The 21,721-nt window shown below is 32.4% G+C and carries 20 protein-coding genes and 1 pseudogene; 11 read left to right on the top strand and 10 right to left on the bottom strand.

What is annotated here, in order from left to right; all coding sequences use genetic code 11:
• Positions 1-88: 88 nt before the first annotated feature.
• Positions 89-1,909, bottom strand: coding sequence for a TonB-dependent receptor (locus ICJ83_RS00245; protein WP_223154551.1), 1,821 nt, complete (start codon positions 1,907-1,909; stop codon positions 89-91).
• Positions 1,866-4,892, bottom strand: a complete 3,027-nt coding sequence (locus ICJ83_RS00250) for a tetratricopeptide repeat protein (protein WP_188228365.1) — start codon at positions 4,890-4,892, stop codon at positions 1,866-1,868. The genes ICJ83_RS00245 and ICJ83_RS00250 overlap by 44 nt, the downstream gene beginning before the upstream one ends.
• Before the next feature lie 221 nt (positions 4,893-5,113).
• Here ICJ83_RS00250 and ICJ83_RS00255 point away from each other — a divergent pair, with 221 nt between their 5' ends.
• Positions 5,114-5,797 (top strand): cell division ATP-binding protein FtsE, encoded by a 684-nt coding sequence (locus ICJ83_RS00255; protein WP_188228366.1) that lies wholly within the window; start codon positions 5,114-5,116, stop codon positions 5,795-5,797.
• Here the strand turns inward: ICJ83_RS00255 and ICJ83_RS00260 are convergent.
• On the bottom strand, positions 5,770-6,525 hold the full coding sequence (locus ICJ83_RS00260) for a glycosyltransferase (RefSeq protein ID WP_188228367.1): 756 nt from the start codon (positions 6,523-6,525) through the stop codon (positions 5,770-5,772). The genes ICJ83_RS00255 and ICJ83_RS00260 overlap by 28 nt on opposite strands.
• Positions 6,526-6,589: 64 nt before the next feature.
• Here ICJ83_RS00260 and ICJ83_RS00265 point away from each other — a divergent pair, with 64 nt between their 5' ends.
• Positions 6,590-7,528, top strand: a complete 939-nt coding sequence (locus ICJ83_RS00265) for a glycosyltransferase family 2 protein (protein WP_188228368.1) — start codon at positions 6,590-6,592, stop codon at positions 7,526-7,528.
• 57 nt (positions 7,529-7,585) lie between these two features.
• Here the strand turns inward: ICJ83_RS00265 and ICJ83_RS00270 are convergent, their stop codons facing one another.
• The 6 genes from ICJ83_RS00270 to typA all read right to left on the bottom strand — a co-directional run bounded on the left by ICJ83_RS00270 (position 7,586) and on the right by typA (position 14,946).
• The gene (locus ICJ83_RS00270; RefSeq protein ID WP_188228369.1) at positions 7,586-8,677 is read right to left on the bottom strand and encodes a glycosyltransferase; all 1,092 of its coding nucleotides are present in this window, start codon (positions 8,675-8,677) and stop codon (positions 7,586-7,588) included.
• A 2-nt stretch (positions 8,678-8,679) separates the two neighbouring features.
• Positions 8,680-10,026, bottom strand: coding sequence for a phosphoethanolamine transferase (locus ICJ83_RS00275; protein WP_188228370.1), 1,347 nt, complete (start codon positions 10,024-10,026; stop codon positions 8,680-8,682).
• A 195-nt stretch (positions 10,027-10,221) separates the two neighbouring features.
• Positions 10,222-11,514: an O-antigen translocase gene (locus ICJ83_RS00280; RefSeq protein ID WP_188228371.1), complete on the bottom strand. Its 1,293-nt coding sequence runs from the start codon at positions 11,512-11,514 to the stop codon at positions 10,222-10,224.
• Positions 11,515-12,828, bottom strand: a complete 1,314-nt coding sequence (locus ICJ83_RS00285) for an O-antigen translocase (protein ID WP_188228372.1) — start codon at positions 12,826-12,828, stop codon at positions 11,515-11,517.
• Positions 12,829-12,916: 88 nt separating this feature from the next.
• Complete coding sequence (locus ICJ83_RS00290) at positions 12,917-13,144, bottom strand: uroporphyrinogen decarboxylase (protein WP_188228373.1); 228 nt, start codon at positions 13,142-13,144, stop codon at positions 12,917-12,919.
• Between the two features lie 2 nt (positions 13,145-13,146).
• A complete protein-coding gene (typA, locus tag ICJ83_RS00295; protein WP_188228374.1) occupies positions 13,147-14,946 on the bottom strand; it encodes a translational GTPase TypA in 1,800 nt (599 codons plus the stop codon).
• A 175-nt stretch (positions 14,947-15,121) separates the two neighbouring features.
• Here typA and ICJ83_RS00300 point away from each other — a divergent pair, with 175 nt between their 5' ends.
• From ICJ83_RS00300 to ICJ83_RS00310, 3 genes are read left to right on the top strand one after another with little or no spacing between them, the layout of a single operon-like run.
• Positions 15,122-15,481, top strand: coding sequence for a hypothetical protein (locus ICJ83_RS00300; protein WP_188228375.1), 360 nt, complete (start codon positions 15,122-15,124; stop codon positions 15,479-15,481).
• 39 nt (positions 15,482-15,520) lie between these two features.
• Entirely contained in the window at positions 15,521-16,339 is an 819-nt protein-coding gene (kdsA, locus tag ICJ83_RS00305) for a 3-deoxy-8-phosphooctulonate synthase (RefSeq protein ID WP_188228376.1), read from the top strand.
• Positions 16,340-16,352: 13 nt separating this feature from the next.
• On the top strand, positions 16,353-17,210 hold the full coding sequence (locus tag ICJ83_RS00310) for a hypothetical protein (protein ID WP_188228377.1): 858 nt from the start codon (positions 16,353-16,355) through the stop codon (positions 17,208-17,210).
• Positions 17,211-17,369: 159 nt separating this feature from the next.
• On the opposite strand, the gene ICJ83_RS00315 is transcribed toward ICJ83_RS00310, so the two are convergent.
• Positions 17,370-17,747: a DUF1801 domain-containing protein gene (locus ICJ83_RS00315; RefSeq protein WP_188228378.1), complete on the bottom strand. Its 378-nt coding sequence runs from the start codon at positions 17,745-17,747 to the stop codon at positions 17,370-17,372.
• Positions 17,748-17,842: 95 nt separating this feature from the next.
• Here ICJ83_RS00315 and ICJ83_RS00320 point away from each other — a divergent pair, with 95 nt between their 5' ends.
• The 6 genes and pseudogenes from ICJ83_RS00320 to ICJ83_RS00345 all read left to right on the top strand — a co-directional run bounded on the left by ICJ83_RS00320 (position 17,843) and on the right by ICJ83_RS00345 (position 21,718).
• Positions 17,843-18,457, top strand: a complete 615-nt coding sequence (locus ICJ83_RS00320) for a hypothetical protein (RefSeq protein WP_188228379.1) — start codon at positions 17,843-17,845, stop codon at positions 18,455-18,457.
• A 44-nt stretch (positions 18,458-18,501) separates the two neighbouring features.
• Positions 18,502-18,795: a winged helix-turn-helix domain-containing protein gene (locus tag ICJ83_RS00325; RefSeq protein ID WP_188228380.1), complete on the top strand. Its 294-nt coding sequence runs from the start codon at positions 18,502-18,504 to the stop codon at positions 18,793-18,795.
• A gap of 55 nt (positions 18,796-18,850) precedes the next feature.
• A pseudogene (gene creD / locus ICJ83_RS00330) lies at positions 18,851-20,213 on the top strand (cell envelope integrity protein CreD).
• 165 nt (positions 20,214-20,378) lie between these two features.
• A complete protein-coding gene (locus ICJ83_RS00335; protein WP_188228381.1) occupies positions 20,379-20,684 on the top strand; it encodes a hypothetical protein in 306 nt (101 codons plus the stop codon).
• 3 nt (positions 20,685-20,687) lie between these two features.
• Positions 20,688-21,053: a ribosomal maturation YjgA family protein gene (locus ICJ83_RS00340; protein ID WP_188228382.1), complete on the top strand. Its 366-nt coding sequence runs from the start codon at positions 20,688-20,690 to the stop codon at positions 21,051-21,053.
• A gap of 101 nt (positions 21,054-21,154) precedes the next feature.
• Complete coding sequence (locus ICJ83_RS00345; protein ID WP_188228383.1) at positions 21,155-21,718, top strand: DUF1361 domain-containing protein; 564 nt, start codon at positions 21,155-21,157, stop codon at positions 21,716-21,718.
• Positions 21,719-21,721 lie beyond the last annotated feature (3 nt).

Genomic DNA, 21,721 nt, shown 5'->3' on the forward strand with positions numbered 1-21,721 from the left:
AAACCATAATTAATACCACTAAACATAAAAAATAAAAAAAAAGACCTCACCTAAATGAAGTCTTTTTTTTCCAATATTTGTAATTACTCTAAAAATCGAATTTATAAGTGGCTCCGGCTAAAGCCTGAAAACTTTGCACTGGAAAGTTTTGCCAGCGTTGATACCCTTGGCTAGCCATATTGTTTAGTTTAGCATAAATAGAAAATTGCTCTGTAATATGATATCCGGCATGTGCGTTGGCATCGAAATAACTATTTAAGGTAAGTACAACCGGAGGTTCAGCATTCATAAACTCAGACCCTGGTGCTATATAGTACTGATCTTTACGCTCTCCTACAAAATAAAGGTTAGCACCTACAAACCAATTCGCATCAATTTGATAATCTAAAAATAAAGATCCTTTAAAATCAGGTAAATTCCAGGCTTCAGCTTCATTATCTAAAGAATAAGCGAAATACTGTCCTTTTAAGGCCATGGTAAAGTTTCTATTTAAATCTACACTTAATTCACCAGATACTCCGAAGGACTTCATATCATCATATACAATTCCGAATGAATTTCCATACGAATAATCCATTTGATTTTCAGTTTGAATGATATTGTTTCTAAAAAGTGCCTTGTTTTTATCTGAAATATAATGTCCTGCAAATTTATAACTCATAAAACTGGTTACTTTCCCCTTAATTCCGGCATATGCATTATATAATTGATCGGTTGGTTGAATGAATAAAGTTGGAGAAACAAACGGATTCTCTTTAGCAAAATCGTAATATGAATTTTGAATTAAATCCCCTTTAATACCTCCATAAGCTATTAAAACATCATCAACCAAACGGTAACTTGCTGTAATATTTGGATACAAATACAGCTTATTATCGCTCGCTTCCATATCACTCATAAAATAAACCGAAACCCCCAAATCGAGCGTTAAATCGTCTTGCTTTAACTGATAGGTTGGCGAAACTCCTATTTGAAAATTACTATAATTTAGCCCTGTTTCAGCCGCATAACTTCTCTCAAATTTACCGCCCAAATAATCCAATTTAATCTCAGTAGTTATTTCTTCGTAATTTATAGGAATATCTGCGTTACCTTTTAAAACTAATCGATTTTCTCCTGATCCTCGATTGTCACCAAAATGCCTAAATAACAAACTTCCTGACTCCAAATACGTATCCTGAAACGACACCTCGCCTCCAAGATGTGCGTTATTGAATTTATGATCCATAAGAGCCCCATTTAATTGCGCCTGATCTATCTGACTTTCGGGTACACCATACCAATTATAATTTTGATACTGAAAACCACCTTCAACCTTCCAGGACATATAGCGTAATTGTGAAGTATAATTCAGGTTTATTTTTGAATCTGAAAAATTATCGTCGAAAACTAAATCTTCAATACCTCCTCCTGATGAATGATGACTAAAATAACCACCTACAGTTTCATTTCTGCTTAACGCATGATTAACGTACAACTCGCCTAATATCGTTGTATACGAACCAAAACCCAAAGTAGCATAATTGTCGAATAACTTTATTGGTTTTGCTTTTTCAATCCCCTCGGCTTTACCTTTTGCAGGTGTAAAAGTTGAAGCCACTGGAAATGAGAATATATTATATTGAATATCCTTTTTGGTTTCTGTCGTTTCATCATCTAAAGTAGGTACTTCCTTTACTTTAAAAGCATCTGAAATGCTGGGGGTATACGGTTTTACTACATCTATTACTCCGGTGTTAAGCGTATCTTTAGGTTTTGTTTGGGCAAATATTGCAGAACCAGTAAATCCTAAGCCTAAACATATAATATATTTAACTTGCTTTCGCATATAGTCTTTATTTTCGTTTTTATAAGATTGATGTTTTTTAATTCCCATCTGGTTGTACTGATGAATTTGTTTTTGCTTCATTAGCCTTTATAGACTTCAATTCGTTCGTGGCTTCATCGACAACATCACTAAATTCTTTAAAGTTTTCTATAACACTTTCCAAAATATAAGTTGCCTGAAAAGCATCGTTCAGGGCATAAAAATTCTTAGCCATTAGCACCAAACCTTTAGCGCTATAGTATTTATATCCAGAAAAATCTTTAGCTAATTTTTGCACCGTAGCATTAGATGCTTCATAAGCACCTTCCTTATGTTTAAAATAGGCATTATAATAAAGGGCTTCAGCGGCAGTTTCGCCCGTTGCAACCGATTCAACTTGAGTATATGCCAATTTAGCCTTATTTTCATGACCTGTTTTCATGGCTGAACGGGCTATTATAATATGGGCATCGCCCTTAATTTTGTTATCTATTTTAGAATTTGTCAGGACTTTTTCAGCATAAGTTACGGCTTCAGAATAGAGCTCTAACTGATAGTTTGCCTTCATTAAGTTTGACTGTGCAAAAACAACATTTTGAGGAAGACTCGCTTCATCTTCTAGCCGCTTAAGCAGCGGTATCGCCTTCTCCCAATTTTTAGCCTCTAAATGGTATTGCGATAATCGTGATAAAGCTACTTCGGTAAATTCATTTTGAGGTGTATTGATAACATATTCGTAGTGTGGGGCTGCATTGGCCGCCAAATTTTGTTTGTAATACAATTGTGCCACATAAAAATGCGCTTGCAATAAATGAATACCGTTTGGAAACTGATTTAAATACCCGTTAAATTGCCTGATAGCTTTATCGGAATTATTATCTAAATACTGCTTTTCAGCAGCTTCGTAGGTAGCATTATCTAAATCGGCATCGGTAACCTCGACATAGTTTAAGGTTTTCACCCAATTTGCATAATCGTTAACCCGCCCCATATCGATATAAATTAATCGCGCTGTGGCCACTGCCTGCACTGCTTCCGGTGTACCTTCGTAGTCGCCTGCTACTTTTTTGAATTTTGTTAAAGCTTGTTCATTCTTATTTCCATTGTAATAAACCAAGCCTTGTCGTAACAACGATTTTGGCACAAAAGAACTCATACGGTATTCCGAATTTAATCGGTCGTAATAGGCCATGGCTCTATCAGTTTGGTTAACTTTAACCAAAGTATTTCCTAGTTCATACATGGCATCATCACGCAATTTAGATTTTTGATACTCCAATATAAAATCTTCCAGTTCACGAATTTTTTTGGCATCATTGCCTAAATACCCTGCACTTATTGCCTTTTGGAAAAATGCATAGTCAGACTCTGTATTACTTAATTTAATAGCACTTTCGTAGGCATTAATGGCGTTTTGATAATTACTTGAAACGAAAAAAGCATCTCCCAAACGCAAGTAAGCATCATTCAATCTTACGTTATCGCGTTGCTTAGTTGCAGCTATAAAAGCGTTAAAGTTTGTTGTAGCTTGGTCGTAATTTTTCAGCTTAAAATAGGTGTAAGCTAAGTTATAATCAATGTTTTCGTATTCCGGCGTCGTGGTAGCTTCCGCTTGTTGCTTAAATTGTTGAAAACCTATCAAGGCCTCGTCGTAATTGGTTAAATTATAATCGGTTTCTGCTTTCCAAAATGTAGCTCGTGCTGTGTAATTTGGATCTCTGGGTTCTTTAAGTGAGGCTTCGAACATATTATTAGCCTCTAAAAACAGACTTTCGTTATACAATTCCAGCCCACGGTAAAAAGCTACCTTTTGATACGCAACTTTATTTTCGAAACTGTTTTTCCCCTCGAGTAATCGAAGCGCTTCCTTATAATTTTTAGACGTGATGTACGAATCGATTAACAGGGTTTCTATTTCATCTCGATGAGCCGATTTAGGATATTTATCTAAATAACCCGTTAGCACTTGCGGCGCAGACTGGTAGGCATTACCTATTTCATAACTAATTTTCGCATAATTTAAGAAGGCATCTTCTTGAATTTTTACATCGAAATCCATTTGAGAGGCATTTCTAAAGGCATTTAATGCCTCTTGCTTTTTATCTAGTTTAATATAACTTTCTCCTAAATGATAATAAGCATTTTGGGCAATACTATTCGTCCCTCCAATAATTTTATTGAATTCTGAAACAGCATTTACGTAATCACCCTGCTTGTAATATGCATACCCTAACTGATAAAAATCGGTATTATTCCATTTGCCTCTTTTTCCTTTATAGGCTTTTAAATAAGGAATAGCTTCGGCATACTGGTTTAAATTGAAATAACTTTCACCTATAATTTTTGAGAGTTCAGAAACCTCGTCGCGATTACCTTTTTTAAGTTGAGCTTTTGCCAGTTGAATAGCCTTTTCAAAATTCCCCAATTTAAAATTCAAATCGGCCTGATAATATGATAGTTTTTCCTTGTATTTCTCCTGATGGCTTACTTGATCGAAATAGGCATTGGCCTGGTTATAATCATCGCCTTCATAGGCCATGTAGCCGATGTAATATTTCGCTTGAGAACCATAGGTCTTAGAACTTTCTACGCGCGATAAATATTTTTTGGCTTCGCTATACTGTTTTGCTGTAAAGGCTGAATAGCCATTATTAAAGTAGAATTTCTCTTTATCACTGTAAGCTAAACCACTTTCATCAACTTTCTCATACCATTTCCTTGCATAGGCATATTTCCCGTTCGTAAAATAATAATCTGCCACATCCAAAAAGGCTGTATTACGCTTGGTACTCGTAGGATAGTCTTCTACAAAATCTTCAACCAAACGATCGGCGTTTTGCTGATTTAATCTTACTGCACAATTAGCAATGTAATACGTACAATCCGATTGTAATCCTTCATCTTTATGCTGCTTTTTAACATTAGAAAATAAGGTCTGAGCTGCCATATACTGTTGATTATTATATAAAGACAGTGCCTTTTGATAATCAACCAAATCACTTGTGTATGCAGCCGATTGTTGTGCTGAAATTTGATAGCTAAATCCTAAAGCTACAATTACAGCAACACGATTTATTTTAATCATTAACGATTCGTTTTTTAATTTGAAATCAAAGATAATTTATATAAAAACTATAACGCAAGAATCGTGCTATAATTATAAACTGAGTTATCAAAAACATAAAAAATCAAAATTACTTGATGCACAATATAATCCGTCCTTAAAAGTTTTAAACTATAATTTTTATGTTTTAACTTATTAATAATACATTTACATCTCAATAACTACATTATCAATTTAAACCTATGTCAAACCCGATTTTACAATTAAAAAACGCTTCGATTTTTCAAGGTGACAGCTTAGTGTTATCCAATATAAATGTTGAAATTAACAAAGGGGATTTTGTGTATTTAATTGGAAAAACCGGCACTGGTAAAAGTAGTTTTATGAAAACACTATATGGCGATTTACCGCTTACCAAAGGCGAAGGTCATATTGTTGATTTCAAGCTTAATGGTTTAAAAGAAAAAGAAATTCCATTTTTACGACGTAAATTAGGCGTTGTATTTCAGGATTTTAAATTACTTACAGACCGCACGATTAACGATAACCTGCTATTCGTTTTAAAAGCAACTGGCTGGAAAGACAAACAGGAAATGAAAACCAGAATTGAAGAGGTTTTGGCAAAAGTAGGCATGAGTACCAAAGGGTTTAAATTTCCTCATGAACTCTCGGGAGGAGAGCAACAACGTGTCGCCATTGCAAGAGCTTTACTAAATAATCCAGAACTCATTCTTGCCGACGAACCTACGGGAAATTTAGATCCTCAAACCAGTATTGAAGTGATGGAAGTACTTCAAGATATCAACAAAAACGGGAACACCATATTAATGGCCACACACGATTATGCATTATTACTTAAATACCCGAGTAAAACTTTAAAATGCGACGAGAATCAGGTTTATGAAGTTGTGCAACGGAAAGGGTAATTTTTTAACCCAAATTTTATTGCAGATATCATAATAAAAATTGGCATAAACAAAACGGATGAAGCTCTTGTTTTCAAGCAGGCTTCTTCCTTATACAACCTATAATTATAGTTTTTAGACAAACCTTGAGTACCACAAAACGCAATCACTTTATCAATTTTCAAAACAGGAACCTGTTTTTTCCATAAGTTAAGATTAAATGCATAATCTGCTAAAACGCCATACCTCGTATCAAATTGCTCTTTTTTAAAAACATTCTTATTATAAAAAATACCTTGATGAGGTAATGTATTTCTTAACCAAATTTTTTTTGACCAATCTGGTTTAACAAGCCCTTTATTTCTCTTAATTAAAAAAGAATCATCTTTTTTAAATTCATAAATAATCTGGCCTAAAATTAATAGCTTATTATTCTCTTTTAAATAGGGAACTATTGATTCTAATAGGTTAAAGTTATAAAATCTATCATCTACCCCCATAAAATACAACCAATCACCTTCCGCCAAAGATACTCCTTTATTAAAAGCATCATAAACACCATTATCTGGTTCGGATATGAATTTAATGTCAGTAAATTTATCAGTTAAAGCTTTCAAATTGAAATTTGAAGACCCCCCATCAACAACAATTACCTCAAACGACTTAAACGTTTGCTTGGAAACTAATTTTAAACATTCAACAAGTTTATCTATTTGGTTTAAACATGGTATGATAATGGATATTTTCAAACTGATAAGTTTATTTCTTTTATATTTATAAAATCATTTTTTAATTAATCTCCAAATATAACAAATGGTTCCCTTCATATCTGTTGTAATTCCTCTATATAATAAAGAAAAGTACATTAAAGCGACACTTATTAGTGTTTTAAACCAGACATTTAATGATTTTGAAGTTATTATAATTAACGATGGAAGTACCGATAGAAGCCTCGAAATTGTAGAAAATATTAAAAACAACAAAATAGCCATTTATACGAACAAAAATCAAGGCCTATCCTTTTCAAGAAATTATGGAATAAAAAAAGCCAAAGGAAAATATGTTGCTTTTTTAGATGCCGACGACTTATGGAGGGAAGATTATTTGAAAACAATTTTCAATTTAATTGTCATTCATAAAAAGTATAACGTATTTGCCACAAATTTTGGTTTACTAAATCCTAATTATAAACCTAATTTGTATACTAAAACATTTGACAAAAAAAATGTTAAGATAATATCAGATTATTTTAATATGAATAAAAATATACTTACTCCTAGTTCTATTGTTATTAATAAAAATGTTTTTAAAAACATAGGTTATTTTAATGAATCTGTAAATTACGGTGAAGAATACGATTTTTACATTAGATGCTTTAGTAGATACGATTTAATATATTATTCCGAATTTAAGGTATATTACAGAATTAATGTTCCAAATCAGTTAACAGCGCCTAATAAGAATTTTTATAAAAAATTACCAGACTATGAGATGCTTCTAAAAACTTATGACTGTAAGCACTTAAAAAAATTCGTTGATTTTGCGCATTATGAGTTAGTTGTATTATATAAGATGGAAAGAAATAAAAAAATGGTTAATTTTTACAAAACTAAAATTAACACCAATAACCTTAATAAAATACAGAGATTAAAATTTTGGCTACCTATTCCAGCTTTTTATTGGTCTAAACTTATATATAATTGGTTTTCTAACAAATTCATTAATCTTTTATACTTTCTCTTAATAATTTAAACATTGAAATATAAATTACCTTCATCATAATTAATAAGTTCTAATCCAAACTTATAGTTAGTTTTTCTTCAAAACAGCTAAATACTTCTGCCATTGCTCACTAATGGTTTGTAACGAGTATTTCTCAACACTTTTGAGAGCTTCATTTTTACATCGGAAATAGAGCGTTTCATCATCAACCATTCTGTTCATAGCTAAATTTAATGCTTCGAAATTTTGATTTTCTACAAGCAACCCATTATTCTCATGATTTATTATTTCATTAGGTCCAGATTCACAGTTAAAAGAAACAACAGGTGTTCCGCTAGCTAAAGACTCTATTAACACCCTCGGAAACCCTTCATATTTACTGGATAAGATCAGAAATTTAGCATTTTTCATATATTTAAAAGGGTTGTTGTTATAAGGAATCAAATTGACTTTATCTACTAAGTTTAAGTTGGTAATCTCATTTATAATAGATTCCTTTTCTTCTCCTTCGCCTAAAATATATAATTTAATATTAAACTTTGGCAGTTTAGAATTTGCATAGACTTCTACCAATTGAACAACCTGTTTTACTGACGATAACCTTCCTACAAATAAAATATATCTATCAATTACTTCAATAGACTCTTTTGCCTTGTTTTGAACAAAACTTATATCGATTGGATTGGGTATAAAATTAACATTTTTAAATCCAAACTCATATTCTATTTTTTTTTTAATTTCTTGAGAAACCGTATTAATACTCAGATATTTTGAATATAACCATTTTGAAACCATTTTATTATTAGTAAGATACCAGTCTACACGAAAACTTCTTACCATATTTATGACATTATCTTTAAAAACAAACATATTAAGTAGTACCTCTCTTAACACGCTTTTTTTCATTCTGAAATCTAAAACAAAATCAAAATTGTTATCATCTATTACTTGTTTTAGGTTTCTATATTTTTTAAATTTCTTAAAAATTGAATTTGAATGTTCCTTCTTTTTTTCTAAAACAATCAATTTACCTTTATAAGGATAAACAATATTATTGTTCAAAAGAATAACAAAAACTTTGTGATTTAAATGGGAAAAGATTTTTGATAAAATACCAGCGGAACGCTCGGCACCCCCACTACTCAATGTTTCAACAAGTATTCCTATTTTATATTTCATTTTTACTTTACGAAGTATTCATCAAAATCTACATCGTTAACAATAATACGTTTTCTTTCTTTAAACGAACTACTAAACACACTCCTTGTTGAGTCTAATCTTTTATAAGTTATACCATTTAAATGCAATACACTTTCGTAAAGGTGATCACACATAAACTTTCTTTGCCTCTCGTATATAAAATCGTTTGGTTTTTTAAAATCCTTTGATGCCCATAAAATAAAAGGTATTTCAAACATACTGGCCGTTATCTTCTCCTCTGTTCTACCAAAAAAATTAGCATCATCGAAAACATTCTCTCCATGATCAGAGACATAAAGTAAGGCACTCTTTTTGGATGACTGTTTTAGCTTATTTATTAATGTATAAACAACATAATCATTATACAGTACGGCATTATCGTAGTGACTGATTATTTTGTCTCTTTTTGTTTTGGTCTTTGGTTTAAACTTTGCAAAATCATCGGGATATCTATTTTCATAATCAAAATGTGTTCCAATTAACCTTAAAACTATAAGTTTCTTACCTTCTTCATTTAAAATTTTATCATATTCTGAGATCATCGTTCCATCGTAAACTGTAGCATATTTATCAACTTTATAATTGAAAAATTTTAGAAATTTAGAATATGATGCAATCTTACTTATTGCATTATCATGATAACTTATTGGTCTTTGATTTGATAACCAATACGTATTATAACCTGCGGCATTAAAAAGTTCTACTAGATTATAATTTGCCACCGCATGCCCGCTATTGGATAAGGCTGTTAACATTTTTGGAACCGCCTTTAACGTCAAAACATCTGTAGAAACAACATCGGCAAACACGTACAAACTATCCTGCATAGAACTTAATAACGGTGTAGACTCTTGAGTATAACCATATATACCCATATGATTTCTATTGGTAGATTCCCCTAACACTAAAACGAAAACTTCATTATCATTTGAATAATTTAACACTATTTCCTGTTGTATTTCATCGGATTGTGAAAATTTATTCTGTAATTCATAATAACCATAAACACCTCTCAACATGTTATGATAAAGGTTCTGTTCTATATATCCTGTAAATTTTAAACCAACAAGTATTGAAACACAAATTACCAACGCTATTTGTTTTTTTAAAGTTTTTTCAAAACTGCTGAAAAGTTTTTTGTAGAATAATGCTAATCCAATCATTATCACTAACACTAGAAGTATTTTAGAACTCAAATAAGCCTGAAAAACTTCGATAAGCTCGGCAATATTTGTTTCAATTAGCACATACATAAATGATGAATTAAACGTAGATTTTAGTGCCAAATATGTAGAGGTTTCAATAGTAAAATACAGTAAGTATGTCATAATAAGCAGCCATTCAATGATTTTATTTTTTATCGAAAACAACAAACTGAAAATAAAAACACAAAAAAATAAGTCCTCTACAAAATCCATAAAAGTGAGAATGCCTTTACCTACAAATAAGGACACAAAACCAAACTTAATCAACAGCGGTAATAATAAATAAAGAATATTCCTTAAATAGAGTTTCATAAATAACTAATCAGCTACGTTTTTTTTAAAGTAATGCAAAACAAATCCGAAAACCATCAGCAAGTATATAGCATAGCTTAATGCATAAGCTTTAGTTACACCAACAATTCCGTAATCTTGTATGAACAAATAACTTAAACAAAAATACATTAAGTTAAGTACGCCATTACAAATAACATATGCCTTCACCATTAATTTAGCATGAAATTGTTTTACCAGAGCAATTGCAAGTACACTAATAGAATCCCCTACTAACTGCCAAAAAAACAAATTTGCCGTTGGCATAAATGCTTTACTAAGTAATAATTTTAATAATAAAAATCGAAATAAATAAATTCCAATAAAGAATACTGCAAGGACGGGAATTACTAAACTATAAAAGGATTTTATTTCTCGTTTAAATCGCTTTACACTATTCGTTTTTGAAAATTGAGGTAATAAATAAATTGAGGTTAAACTTAAAAAAAACATCAAATAGTAAGTCGATATTCTATTCATGGCCTCCCAATAACCAGCTTCTAGAATGCCCTGCTGGGATATAATTAGTGTTCGTATTGCTATCAAATTTCCGTAGCTAATTACCATACCATATGCCGCCATAAAAAAATATAGATTTGCTTTTTTTAGGAACGCTGTTGAAAACCACTTTATATTGAATATATCGAATAACAGATAACGATCTTTAAACAGAAAAAAAACAACGATTAGAAATACAATTACTGGACCTATTGAAAATGAAATTAAACCACCTGCTAAATCGTAAACATAACAAAGACCAATCCCGACGAGCATACCAACGACAGACAAAACCGAATTAACAAACGCCAGTTTTTTATATTTTTGCAAACCGTTAAGCACATAAATTGTAATGAGATTAAAAGATATAAATGGTAAACCAACAGCTAAACATTTTATAACATGATGATATTCCTTAGTTTGAAAAATCAACTCGCTCCAATAATGGGAAAACACAAATAAAACCACCCCTACTATAATCGAAAACACCAAACTTATTTGATAAATCGTGGCTCTAATCTTTTTTAATTTTATTGGAACTTCACTATATTGGGATGTAAACCTTATAACTCCATTTTGGTAACCTTCTGCGGTAAAGGCGGTAGCTAATTTGCTTAAATTTTGAAAGTTTCCAATAAATGCATAACCCGATGGCCCTAATAACACTGCGAATACTTTTGATAAAATAAAGCCCGATAAAACCTTAACTGATACTATAATTAAATTGAAATAAGACGCCTTAATCAAGGAGCTTCGAAAAAATATTTTAAGCTGTTCTATCATTTATTCTCTGTTAACTTCGTTGTCTCCATCAACACCAAAAAGCGAACTTCCAAAAATGAGTAAAATGATACCATAATACATCACGTAGGTCACAAAATGTGCAATAACAGCACCATTTGCACTATCAAACATATTTACAAAATAGATGCTTGTTGTGTAAAGTGTTAATAACAGAAAAGCTTCGGTTAATATATAATGCCAAAACATTTTTTTTGCCAAAAACTGATAGGCTATAACAGATGCCAGAACTTTTAAAAAGTCTCCAAACAGTTGCCATAAAAACAAATCTTCAACAGGTTGAAATTCTTCGGATAATATTACCTGGACAAGAACACCTTTGAAAATATAGATAAAAACAAATCCAATTAATAATACCGGAATTATCATTTTATAAAAATCAAAAACTTCTTTCCTAAACTCTTTAACATCGTTTATTTCAGAAAATCTCGGCAAGATATACAACGCAATTAACGACGTAACGATCATTAAATAATACTTTGATATTCTGGTCATAGCTTCCCAAAAACCAGCATCCTTATACCCAACATTTTCCATAATATGCATTCGAATTGCAATAGCTACAATAGGTAATAAAACAGCTGAAAAAAGAGCCATCAAAGCATGAGGGCTTAACTTTTTTATAAACGGAATACTGATGCTTTGAATTTTAATAAGCGGCACTAACGATCGCCTATTTATGATACCAACCAAAGTGATTAAAAAAATTAGCGATTCGGCAATAACCACAGAAATTAGCGCTCCTTTTATTGCATTTAAGTAAATAAGCAATAGGGCTACCGACATACTTAAAATCTGACCAATAATATTTATTACAATAAGAATTTTATACTTCGAGAACCCATTCATTATTGAAAATGAAAACATATTCAACGCATAAAATGGCAATACAATAGCAAAAACCTTTATAACAAAAGCGTAATTGTTGTAGGATGGAAATATGAGATTATTAATTAAATCGGCATTAAAATAACAGAAAAATGAAACCAGTACTGTGGTAAAGAAACCAACATAAAACACCGAAGAAACAGCCTTACTTAATTGTGTTACACTATTTTTATAAGCGTTAATATATTTTACAGTTCCCTTATATAAACCCGCTACAGAAATGGTTTGAAATGCACTTACAAAATTTTGTAAATTACCAATTAGAGCCAGTCCTACCGGACCAATAAAAACAGCTATGGCCTTAGATGTAAGTATTCCTGCAATTATTCTGGTAATAACAGAAATAGATTGTAGCGAGGTAACTTTAACTAAAACGTTATCGTCTATATAGTCTATTAATTTCTTCAATTAATTGAGATGTGATTAACTTTGTTTGTGAATGTAGCAATTTAGGCTAAAAGTACAAAAACACAAAAAGTTAAGGTGATAGAGAAGCCTATTTTTTTAAAATGTAGAATAAATTAACGCATAAAATTGCGCCATTAGTTATAATTATAGGCTTAGAGACAGGCTCTAACATAATACCATAAACGACAAATAGTAAACACCCTAGAGCGTTTACTATTCGTAATTTATTTACATGTTTCATTAAAAATGACAAAAGCACGATAGCCATAGCTGCATATCCAACCCAATCGGTTAATGAAACATCTAGAAATTCCATTGTTAAATCGCTTTATTACGTTTGCGTTCAACTTCGGTTAAAAAGATTTTACGGATACGTATATGATTTGGTGTTACCTCAACGTATTCATCTTTTTGAATATATTCTAAAGCTTCTTCTAAACTGAATTTTATTGCCGGTACAATTTTAGCTTTATCATCGGCTCCAGCAGAACGAACGTTACTTAATTTCTTTGTTTTTGTAACGTTAACTGTCATATCGTCTCCACGAGAATTCTCTCCAATTACCTGACCTTCGTAAATGTCTTCACCTGGGTCAATAAAGAATTTACCTCTTTCCTGTAATTTATCGATAGAATAAGGAATAGCTGTACCTTTTTCCATAGACACTAAAGAACCATTTAAACGCTCTGGAATACCTCCTTTTAACGGTTGATATTCTTTAAAACGGTGTGCCATGATCGCTTCACCCGCTGTTGCTGTAAGCAACTGGTTTCTTAACCCAATAATACCACGAGATGGAATAATAAACTCACAAACCATACGGTCGCCCTTAGCTTCCATACTTAACATTTCTCCTTTACGTAGTGTTACCATTTCAACAGCTTTACCAGAAACTTCTTCTGGCAAGTCTATTGTCATCTCTTCAACTGGCTCACATTTTACACCATCAATTTCTTTGATGATTACCTGTGGCTGCCCTATTTGAAGCTCGTAACCCTCGCGACGCATCGTTTCAATTAATACCGATAAATGAAGAACACCACGACCAAATACCATAAATTTATCTGCACTATCGGTTTCCTCTACTCTTAAGGCTAAGTTTTTTTCTAACTCCTTAGTTAATCGTTCTTTTATATGACGAGATGTTACAAATTTACCATCTTTACCAAAGAAGGGCGAATCGTTAATGGTAAACAACATACTCATTGTTGGCTCATCGATAGCTATGGTTTTTAAACCTTCCGGATTTTCAAAATCGGCAACAGTATCTCCAATTTCAAAACCTTCAAGACCTACAATAGCACAAATATCACCAGCTTGTACTTCCTCTACTTTTTTACGGCCTACACCTTCAAATATATGAAGTTCTTTAATTCTGTTTTTTACTATGGAGCCATCGCGTTTTACCAAAGAAATATTCTGACCAACTTTAAGTTCACCACGAGTTAAACGTCCAATAGCGATACGCCCCGTAAAGGACGAATAATCTAAAGAAGTAATTAACATTTGTGTTGTACCTTCCTCAATTTTAGGTGAAGGAATATGATCGATAACCATATCTAATAAAGGCTCAATGTTTTGTGTTGGTTTCGCCCAGTCTTCACTCATCCAATTGTTTTTTGCCGAACCGTAAACGGTTGGAAAATCCAACTGCCATTCTTCCGCACCCAATTCGAACATTAAATCGAATACTTTTTCATGCACCTCATCAGGCGTACAGTTTTCCTTATCTACTTTATTAACAACCACACAAGGCTTTAAACCAAGGTCTATTGCCTTTTGAAGCACAAAACGTGTTTGTGGCATAGGCCCTTCGAAAGCATCTACTAATAGCAAAACACCATCTGCCATATTTAGTACACGTTCTACTTCTCCACCAAAATCGGCGTGACCAGGGGTATCAATAATATTGATTTTTGTGTCTTTATAAATAACAGAAACGTTTTTAGAGGTAATTGTAATACCTCTTTCACGCTCTAAATCGTTGTTATCTAGAATTAAATCACCCGTATTCTCATTTTCCCTGAATAACTGACAGTGATACATAATTTTATCAACCAAAGTCGTCTTACCGTGGTCAACGTGCGCAATAATTGCAATGTTTTTAATATTAGCCATAATAGTGCCTGAATTTAAGGCTGCAAAGGTACGTCTTATTTTTGGATTTAGTTAATTATTTGTTATAATTAAAAAACAGTATAATTTCAATTTTAATTTTACGTTAACCTATTGTATACTTGCAAGTAAACAAGAATTAATTAATAGTAAATTGCATTCAAATTCTCTCAAACAAATGAAAACTTTCAACAAATATTCAAATTTTGTTCCTTATCTGTATTTTGTAGCAGCCAGCGCCTATTGGTTTACCTTAATAAACCAGTCGGAAGGTATTTCGGCTTACCCTGTTTTACTAATAGGTATTCCATTTTTATGGCAGATTATAAAACCTAATAAACAGCTTAACTTTACACTAGGCATCACTTTTGTATGCCTATCATCTTATTTAATATTTGGTTATTTATTAGACCTATCAAACCTAACCAGTTTCTTACCAAATACCAGTGCTCTACCTTTTAAAGGTGGCATATTTGTGGTTTGCAACTTTTTAATGGCCTTGTGGATAATTAAAAATAGTTTAAATAGAGCGTCGTAAAATTAACTATCTTTGCGGCTCATTTCGAATCTATATTAAATGAACCTAAAAGAAATACCTAACATAAAACACACAGATTCTAATAATTTTTTTCTACTGTGTGGCCCTTGCGCTATAGAAGGCGAAGACATGGCGCTTCGTATTGCTGAAAAAGTAGTTTCTATAACCGATAAACTTGAAATCCCTTATGTTTTCAAGGGAAGCTTTAAAAAAGCAAACCGAAGCCGTGTTGATAGTTTTACAGGAATTGGCAATGAAAAAGCCCTGGAAATACTAAAAAAGGTTTCTGAAACTTTTAATATTCCAACCGTAACCGATATTCATGAAGTATCTGATGCTGCTTTTGCCGCTCAATATGTCGATGTTTTGCAAATACCTGCCTTTTTAGTTAGACAAACCGATTTAGTAGTAGCAGCAGCTAAAACCGGAAAAGTGGTTAACTTAAAAAAAGGACAATTTATGAGTCCGGAGGCCATGCAACACGCTGTACAAAAAGTGAAGGACTCAGGAAACAATAAAGCATGGATAACCGACAGAGGCACCATGTTTGGTTATCAAGATATGATTGTCGATTTTCGCGGAATCCCTACCATGCGACAATTTGCACCGACTGTTTTAGATGTTACGCACTCCCTACAACAACCAAACCAGTCCAGTGGTGTTACAGGTGGACGACCTGATATGATTGAAACTATTGCCAGAGCTGGCGTAGTAAATAACGTCGATGGATTATTTATAGAAACTCATTTTGATCCTGCAAACGCAAAAAGCGACGGCGCGAATATGCTTCATTTAGATAATTTAGAAAACCTCCTAAGTAATTTAGTAGCTATTAAAAAAACAATTAATACGCTATAACTATAAAATCTGAATGACAAAATATTCGATTAAACCGAGCCTGCTTGGCCTAACCTTTATATCCCTAATTTTTAAAACCAACGCCCAAGAAACCGAAAGATACACCTCCAGCAACAAAGGAAAATTCTTTGTTAGTTGGGGTGGAAACAGAGAAAAATTCTCAAAATCCGATATTACCTTTGAAGGTGAAGACTATAATTTCACTATTAAAGACGCTACTGCCCACGATAAACCGAAAGGCTGGCACATCGATTATATAAATCCAACCAGAATTACAATTCCGCAAACCAATGTTAAAGTCGGTTATTTTATTTCTGAAAACTACACACTGTCCTTGGGTATAGACCATATGAAATACGTCATGGATCGTAACAGGGAGCGGGTACTTGATGGCTATATTGATTTGCCTTTATCTGAAGATGGCTCGCTATATAATGGCACATACAATAATGAAAGCTATTTTGTATCGGAAGACTTCCTAAAGTTTGAACATACCAATGGTTTAAATTATGTTTATGCCGAAATTGCACGTTTTGATGATATCTCTTCTTTTTTTGGAATAAATAATACCGATAAATTTCAGATAAATCTCACCGAGGGTTTTGCTGCAGGTGCGCTCGTCCCTAAAACTAATACAACGCTGCTTCAAAAAGACCGTTACGATGAATTTCATTTATCGGGTTATGGTGTTTCTGCTACGGCAGGACTACATTTTTTGATACTAAAACACTTTTTTATCCAAACCGATTTAAGAGGTGGCTATATTAATATGCCAGATATCAGAACTACTAGTAATACTGCTGAAAGTGCTTCGCAGCATTTTATGTTTATTCAAAGTGTTATATCCATTGGCTGGATGTTTAAAATTTAAATGTTTTTAACGTTTAAACACAGATACGAGAGGTGGCATAAAATATATCTTCAACCTGAACTCGATTCGGGTTCTCATTAAAACTGATAAGGAATAAAATGAGATTATGAAACGAGTTTTGAATGACATCTTTAATTATTTTTGAGAGTCCCTTTTTATTTACAAAAACCAAGCTTTTTTGCTATCCTTCAATATTTTAGAAGCCACATGAAGTAATTTCACAAAATTATCATGATCTAAATCTTCTAAAGCTCTTAATTGAATAGACCGTACCTGTTTACGTTTATTATCATTTTTTAAAACAGGAAATTCCTTTTCCAACAAAACGCCCTGAACGAAAGCGACATCGACGTAATTTTTGCCTTTTAAAACATTTAAGTAAATCATAGGTTTTCCATGACAATTGTAAAAAGGTATTTTGTAGCTGTAGCGCTCCTCTACCTCAGGTAAAGCATTGAAAATAATACCTCGAACATATAACATAATTGATTGATAGGGCTCCTTTTGATTTAAAAAATATTGGTCTACCAGTTTCATAAACTACGTAATTAAACAACAATTTAAACTTAATAAAAAAATATAAGGTAAAATTCAAATTAATTTATTTACTTTGCAATTCAAAGTACTTTAATATGGAATCAAGAGACTATCTAAAAGACATTAGCGAAATTAAAGATTTAATGAATAAATCGTCAAGATTTATTTCTTTAAGCGGACTATCAGGTGTTATGGCTGGAATTTACGCTTTAATTGGCGCTGCTTATGCATATTGGTCAGTTTCTAACTCACATAGAGAATATCTAATATTAGACGGCCTAGTCTTCAAATTAATTTTGTTAGATTTATTTTTGGTAGCCTTATTTAGCGTACTTACAGCAATTTTTTTAACCACTCGAAAAGCAAAAAAAAATGGTGCTAAAGTATGGGATGCGTCATCAAAACGTTTACTTATCAACTTTTTAATTCCATTACTTAGTGGCGGCCTTTATATCCTAATCATTTTAGGGAATCAAAAATATGGTCAAACTGGAGCTTTAATGCTTATTTTTTATGGTTTAGCCTTAATAAATGCTTCAAAATACAGTATTGGTGATATAAAATACTTAGGTTTTATTGAAATTATTTTAGGCTTAATAAGCGCTTTACTTCCTGGCTACGGATTTTGGTTTTGGGTTCTGGGTTTTGGACTTATGCATATCATTTATGGTACTTGGATGCATTTTAAGTATGACAAAGCCAAGTATTAAATTAAAAATCATGAACTTTGAAACACAAAACATAAAAGATTAATTTGAGCATTATACACAACATAAATAAAGTTTTCGATCATCGTATTCGTTTAGGTATCATGTCTATTCTTATGGTTAACGAGTACGCAGATTTTAACACGCTTAAAGAGTTGTTAGGTGCCACAGATGGCAATTTGGCAAGCCACACCAAAGCCCTTGAAAAAGCCGAATACATTACCGTTGAAAAACAATTCATTGGACGAAAACCTAATACCAGATACAGTACAACCAAACTGGGCGAAGCAGAATTTAAAAAGCATATTGAAGCTCTTGAAAAATTAATACATAAACAATAACACTATTTTTTTATCATCGTACTTTGTTTTTCAAAGTACTTTTAAAACTTATATTATGGAACTTAAACAACAAAACAAATTCAGCAATTGGTTAAAAACCTCAATTACCGCAAGAATGCTCATGGTTGGCTTTTTAGTCATCATTTTATTAATTCCGCTATCGTACATTAACAGCTTAATTACCGAGCGCACCTACAGACAACAAGATGTTGTAAACGATATAAATTCTAAATGGGGAAACCATGTTTTGGTATATGGTCCGATTCTAAAATTACCCTATAAAACCTATACCGAAACCTCAACATTTAATCAAGACACTAAAACTTATTTAACCGAAACACAAACCCACACAAAATATGTCTATATTTTTCCAGAAAACCTAAATACCGCGGCTTCGGTAGACTCTAAAACCTTGAACCGAGGAAATTTTGAATCGGCTGTATTTACAACAAAAATGAATTTTTCAGGACATTACAGCCCCATAGACTTATCATTAAAAGACATAAAAAAACGAAGATATTATTTGGGATAAAGCCAGTATTCTCGTTCAAACCTCAAATTTAAAAGGCATAAAAAACGAAATGTTTATAAAACTAAACGATGCCAATTACAGTTTTGAAACCAATTTTTCAGAAAACTCACGAAAAGATCCCCTCGACGAACTCGAATCAGGCTTCATAAAAAACTTAGATACCACAAAAAAAAATAACATAACGTTTAATTTCGATATGACGTTTAACGGCAGCCGAGAAATTAAATTAATACCCATTGGCAAAACCACAACCATGCATATGAAATCCAACTGGGCAGACCCTAGCTTTATTGGCAATTACCTGCCAAAAGACGAAACCAAAGAAATTAACAAGGAGGGCTTTAAAGCCGACTGGAAAGTGTTACACATTAACCGTGCATTTTCACAAGTCTATCTTAATAACATACCAAACCTAAACCAATTTGCCTTCGGAACAAAATTTATGGTTATGGTCGACGAATATCAAAAAAGCGAACGCTCTGCTAAATACGGCTTTTTAGTTATTGCGCTAACTTTTTTAATATTTTTTCTCATTCAAACCATGAGCAAAATAAACATCCATCCATTTCAATATTTAATGATCGGGCTCGCCTTAACCATGTTCTACACCCTTTTGGTATCAATTTCAGAACATAGCAACTTTTTAAAAGCGTACCTAATTGCAGGTATTTCGGTGGTTGCTCTAATAACTCTCTATTCAAAATCCATTTTAAAAACTCTAAAATTCCCACTCTTAATTGGGGCGTCGTTAACGGCACTCTACACCTTTATTTACGTTATTATTCAGCTAGAAAATTATGCGCTGCTTGTTGGTAGTGTTGGCCTGTTCTTAATTCTTGCCATCGTTATGTTTGTTTCCAGAAAAATAGACTGGAACAATGTCTAATTAATCTCAATTTGAGCGTTACCCCGAAACCTTTCGGGGTCGCGCTTTATTCGTAGCTTTTTCATTTTTAAATTAATGGACTCATGAATAAAATATTTCACTACGCGCTGCCTTCCTTTGGTCGGCGAGTTTAAACAAACCGTTCAATCGCTAACGCAAACACTCATGAAACATTTAACAAATATTAGCAAACTTGTTGCCTTACTTAGTTTTGTTTTTGGCACCCTATTGCTATCTACTTATTTATATTTTGGTCGGTCAGAACAATTACTCTTTATTGGGCTAAAATATGTCTTATTAGCAATTGCAATTAATAGCATTCTGCTTTTCGCTAACCTACTAGCAACTATTCCTGCATCGAGTAACAGATTAGAACACCTTAAAACCTGCGGCATCATTCTCTTAAATATTCCAATCGCTTGCCTATACATTTACATTGTAATTCAATTTAAAATAACCCCTAATTTTTAATAAATGAAAGTAAGCTTTAATAAAACTTATTTTGTACTAGCCACTACTCTACTTGTTGTAGAAATAGCAATCGCCCTATTTTTAAAAACTGGGTTTATCCGCCATACGTTTGGCGATTATTTGGTAGTAATCTTAATATACTGTAGTATTAAAACCATAGTAAACGCAAAACCAATAAAAACGGCTATTACCACACTAATCTTTGCATTTATCGTTGAACTTTTACAGCTAACACCATTGTTAGAATTTTTAAATCTTCAAAATAATACACTAGCAAAAATCATAGTAGGAACCACTTTCAATATATCCGATTTAGGCGCTTATGTCTTGGGCATAATTACAGTAATCATCATCGAAAAAACATCATAAAAACCATGGAAACTATAAAACAACATATCTTTTACAGGTTTAAAACTTACTTTGTTTTAAGCATGTCTTTTACCTTGAGTATAATTCTTTTAATGATAAGAATGAAACTAAACCTTTCATTTTTTTACCTCTTTCTTGTTTGGAACTTGTTTTTGGCTGTTATTCCGTTTGTAATAACATCATACTTATTAACCAAGCCTAATTTGAACCGCATTGTATTTTACATATCATTTTGCCTTTGGTTAGCCTTTTTGCCCAATGCACCATACATCATTACCGACTTTTTACATCTGCGATTAGGTAACCTCAATTTACTTTGGTTGGATGTTTTAATGCTTTCATCGTTTTCTTTAAACGGTCTTTTACTTTTTGTTTTATCGGTTAACGATATGGAAACACTTCTCTCGAAGCATTTTAGAAAAAAAATAGCTTCCTGCATTATAGCCATTACTTTCCCTTTAACCGCTTTCGGTATGTATCTCGGACGGTTTTTAAGATATAATTCATGGGAAATTATTCAGTACCCAACTGCATTGTTTGAAGACATTTTTGATACTATTTCAAACCCCGATTTACATATTGACGCCTGGTTATTTACTTTGCTATTTGGGTTGTTTTTAAGTGCTTTATACCGATTACATTCCTTGTTTTACAAATCGAATTAAGCG

Source organism: Aestuariibaculum sediminum, from assembly GCF_014596945.1.
In the GTDB taxonomy this organism is placed as follows: Bacteria; Bacteroidota; Bacteroidia; order Flavobacteriales; family Flavobacteriaceae; genus Aestuariibaculum; species Aestuariibaculum sediminum.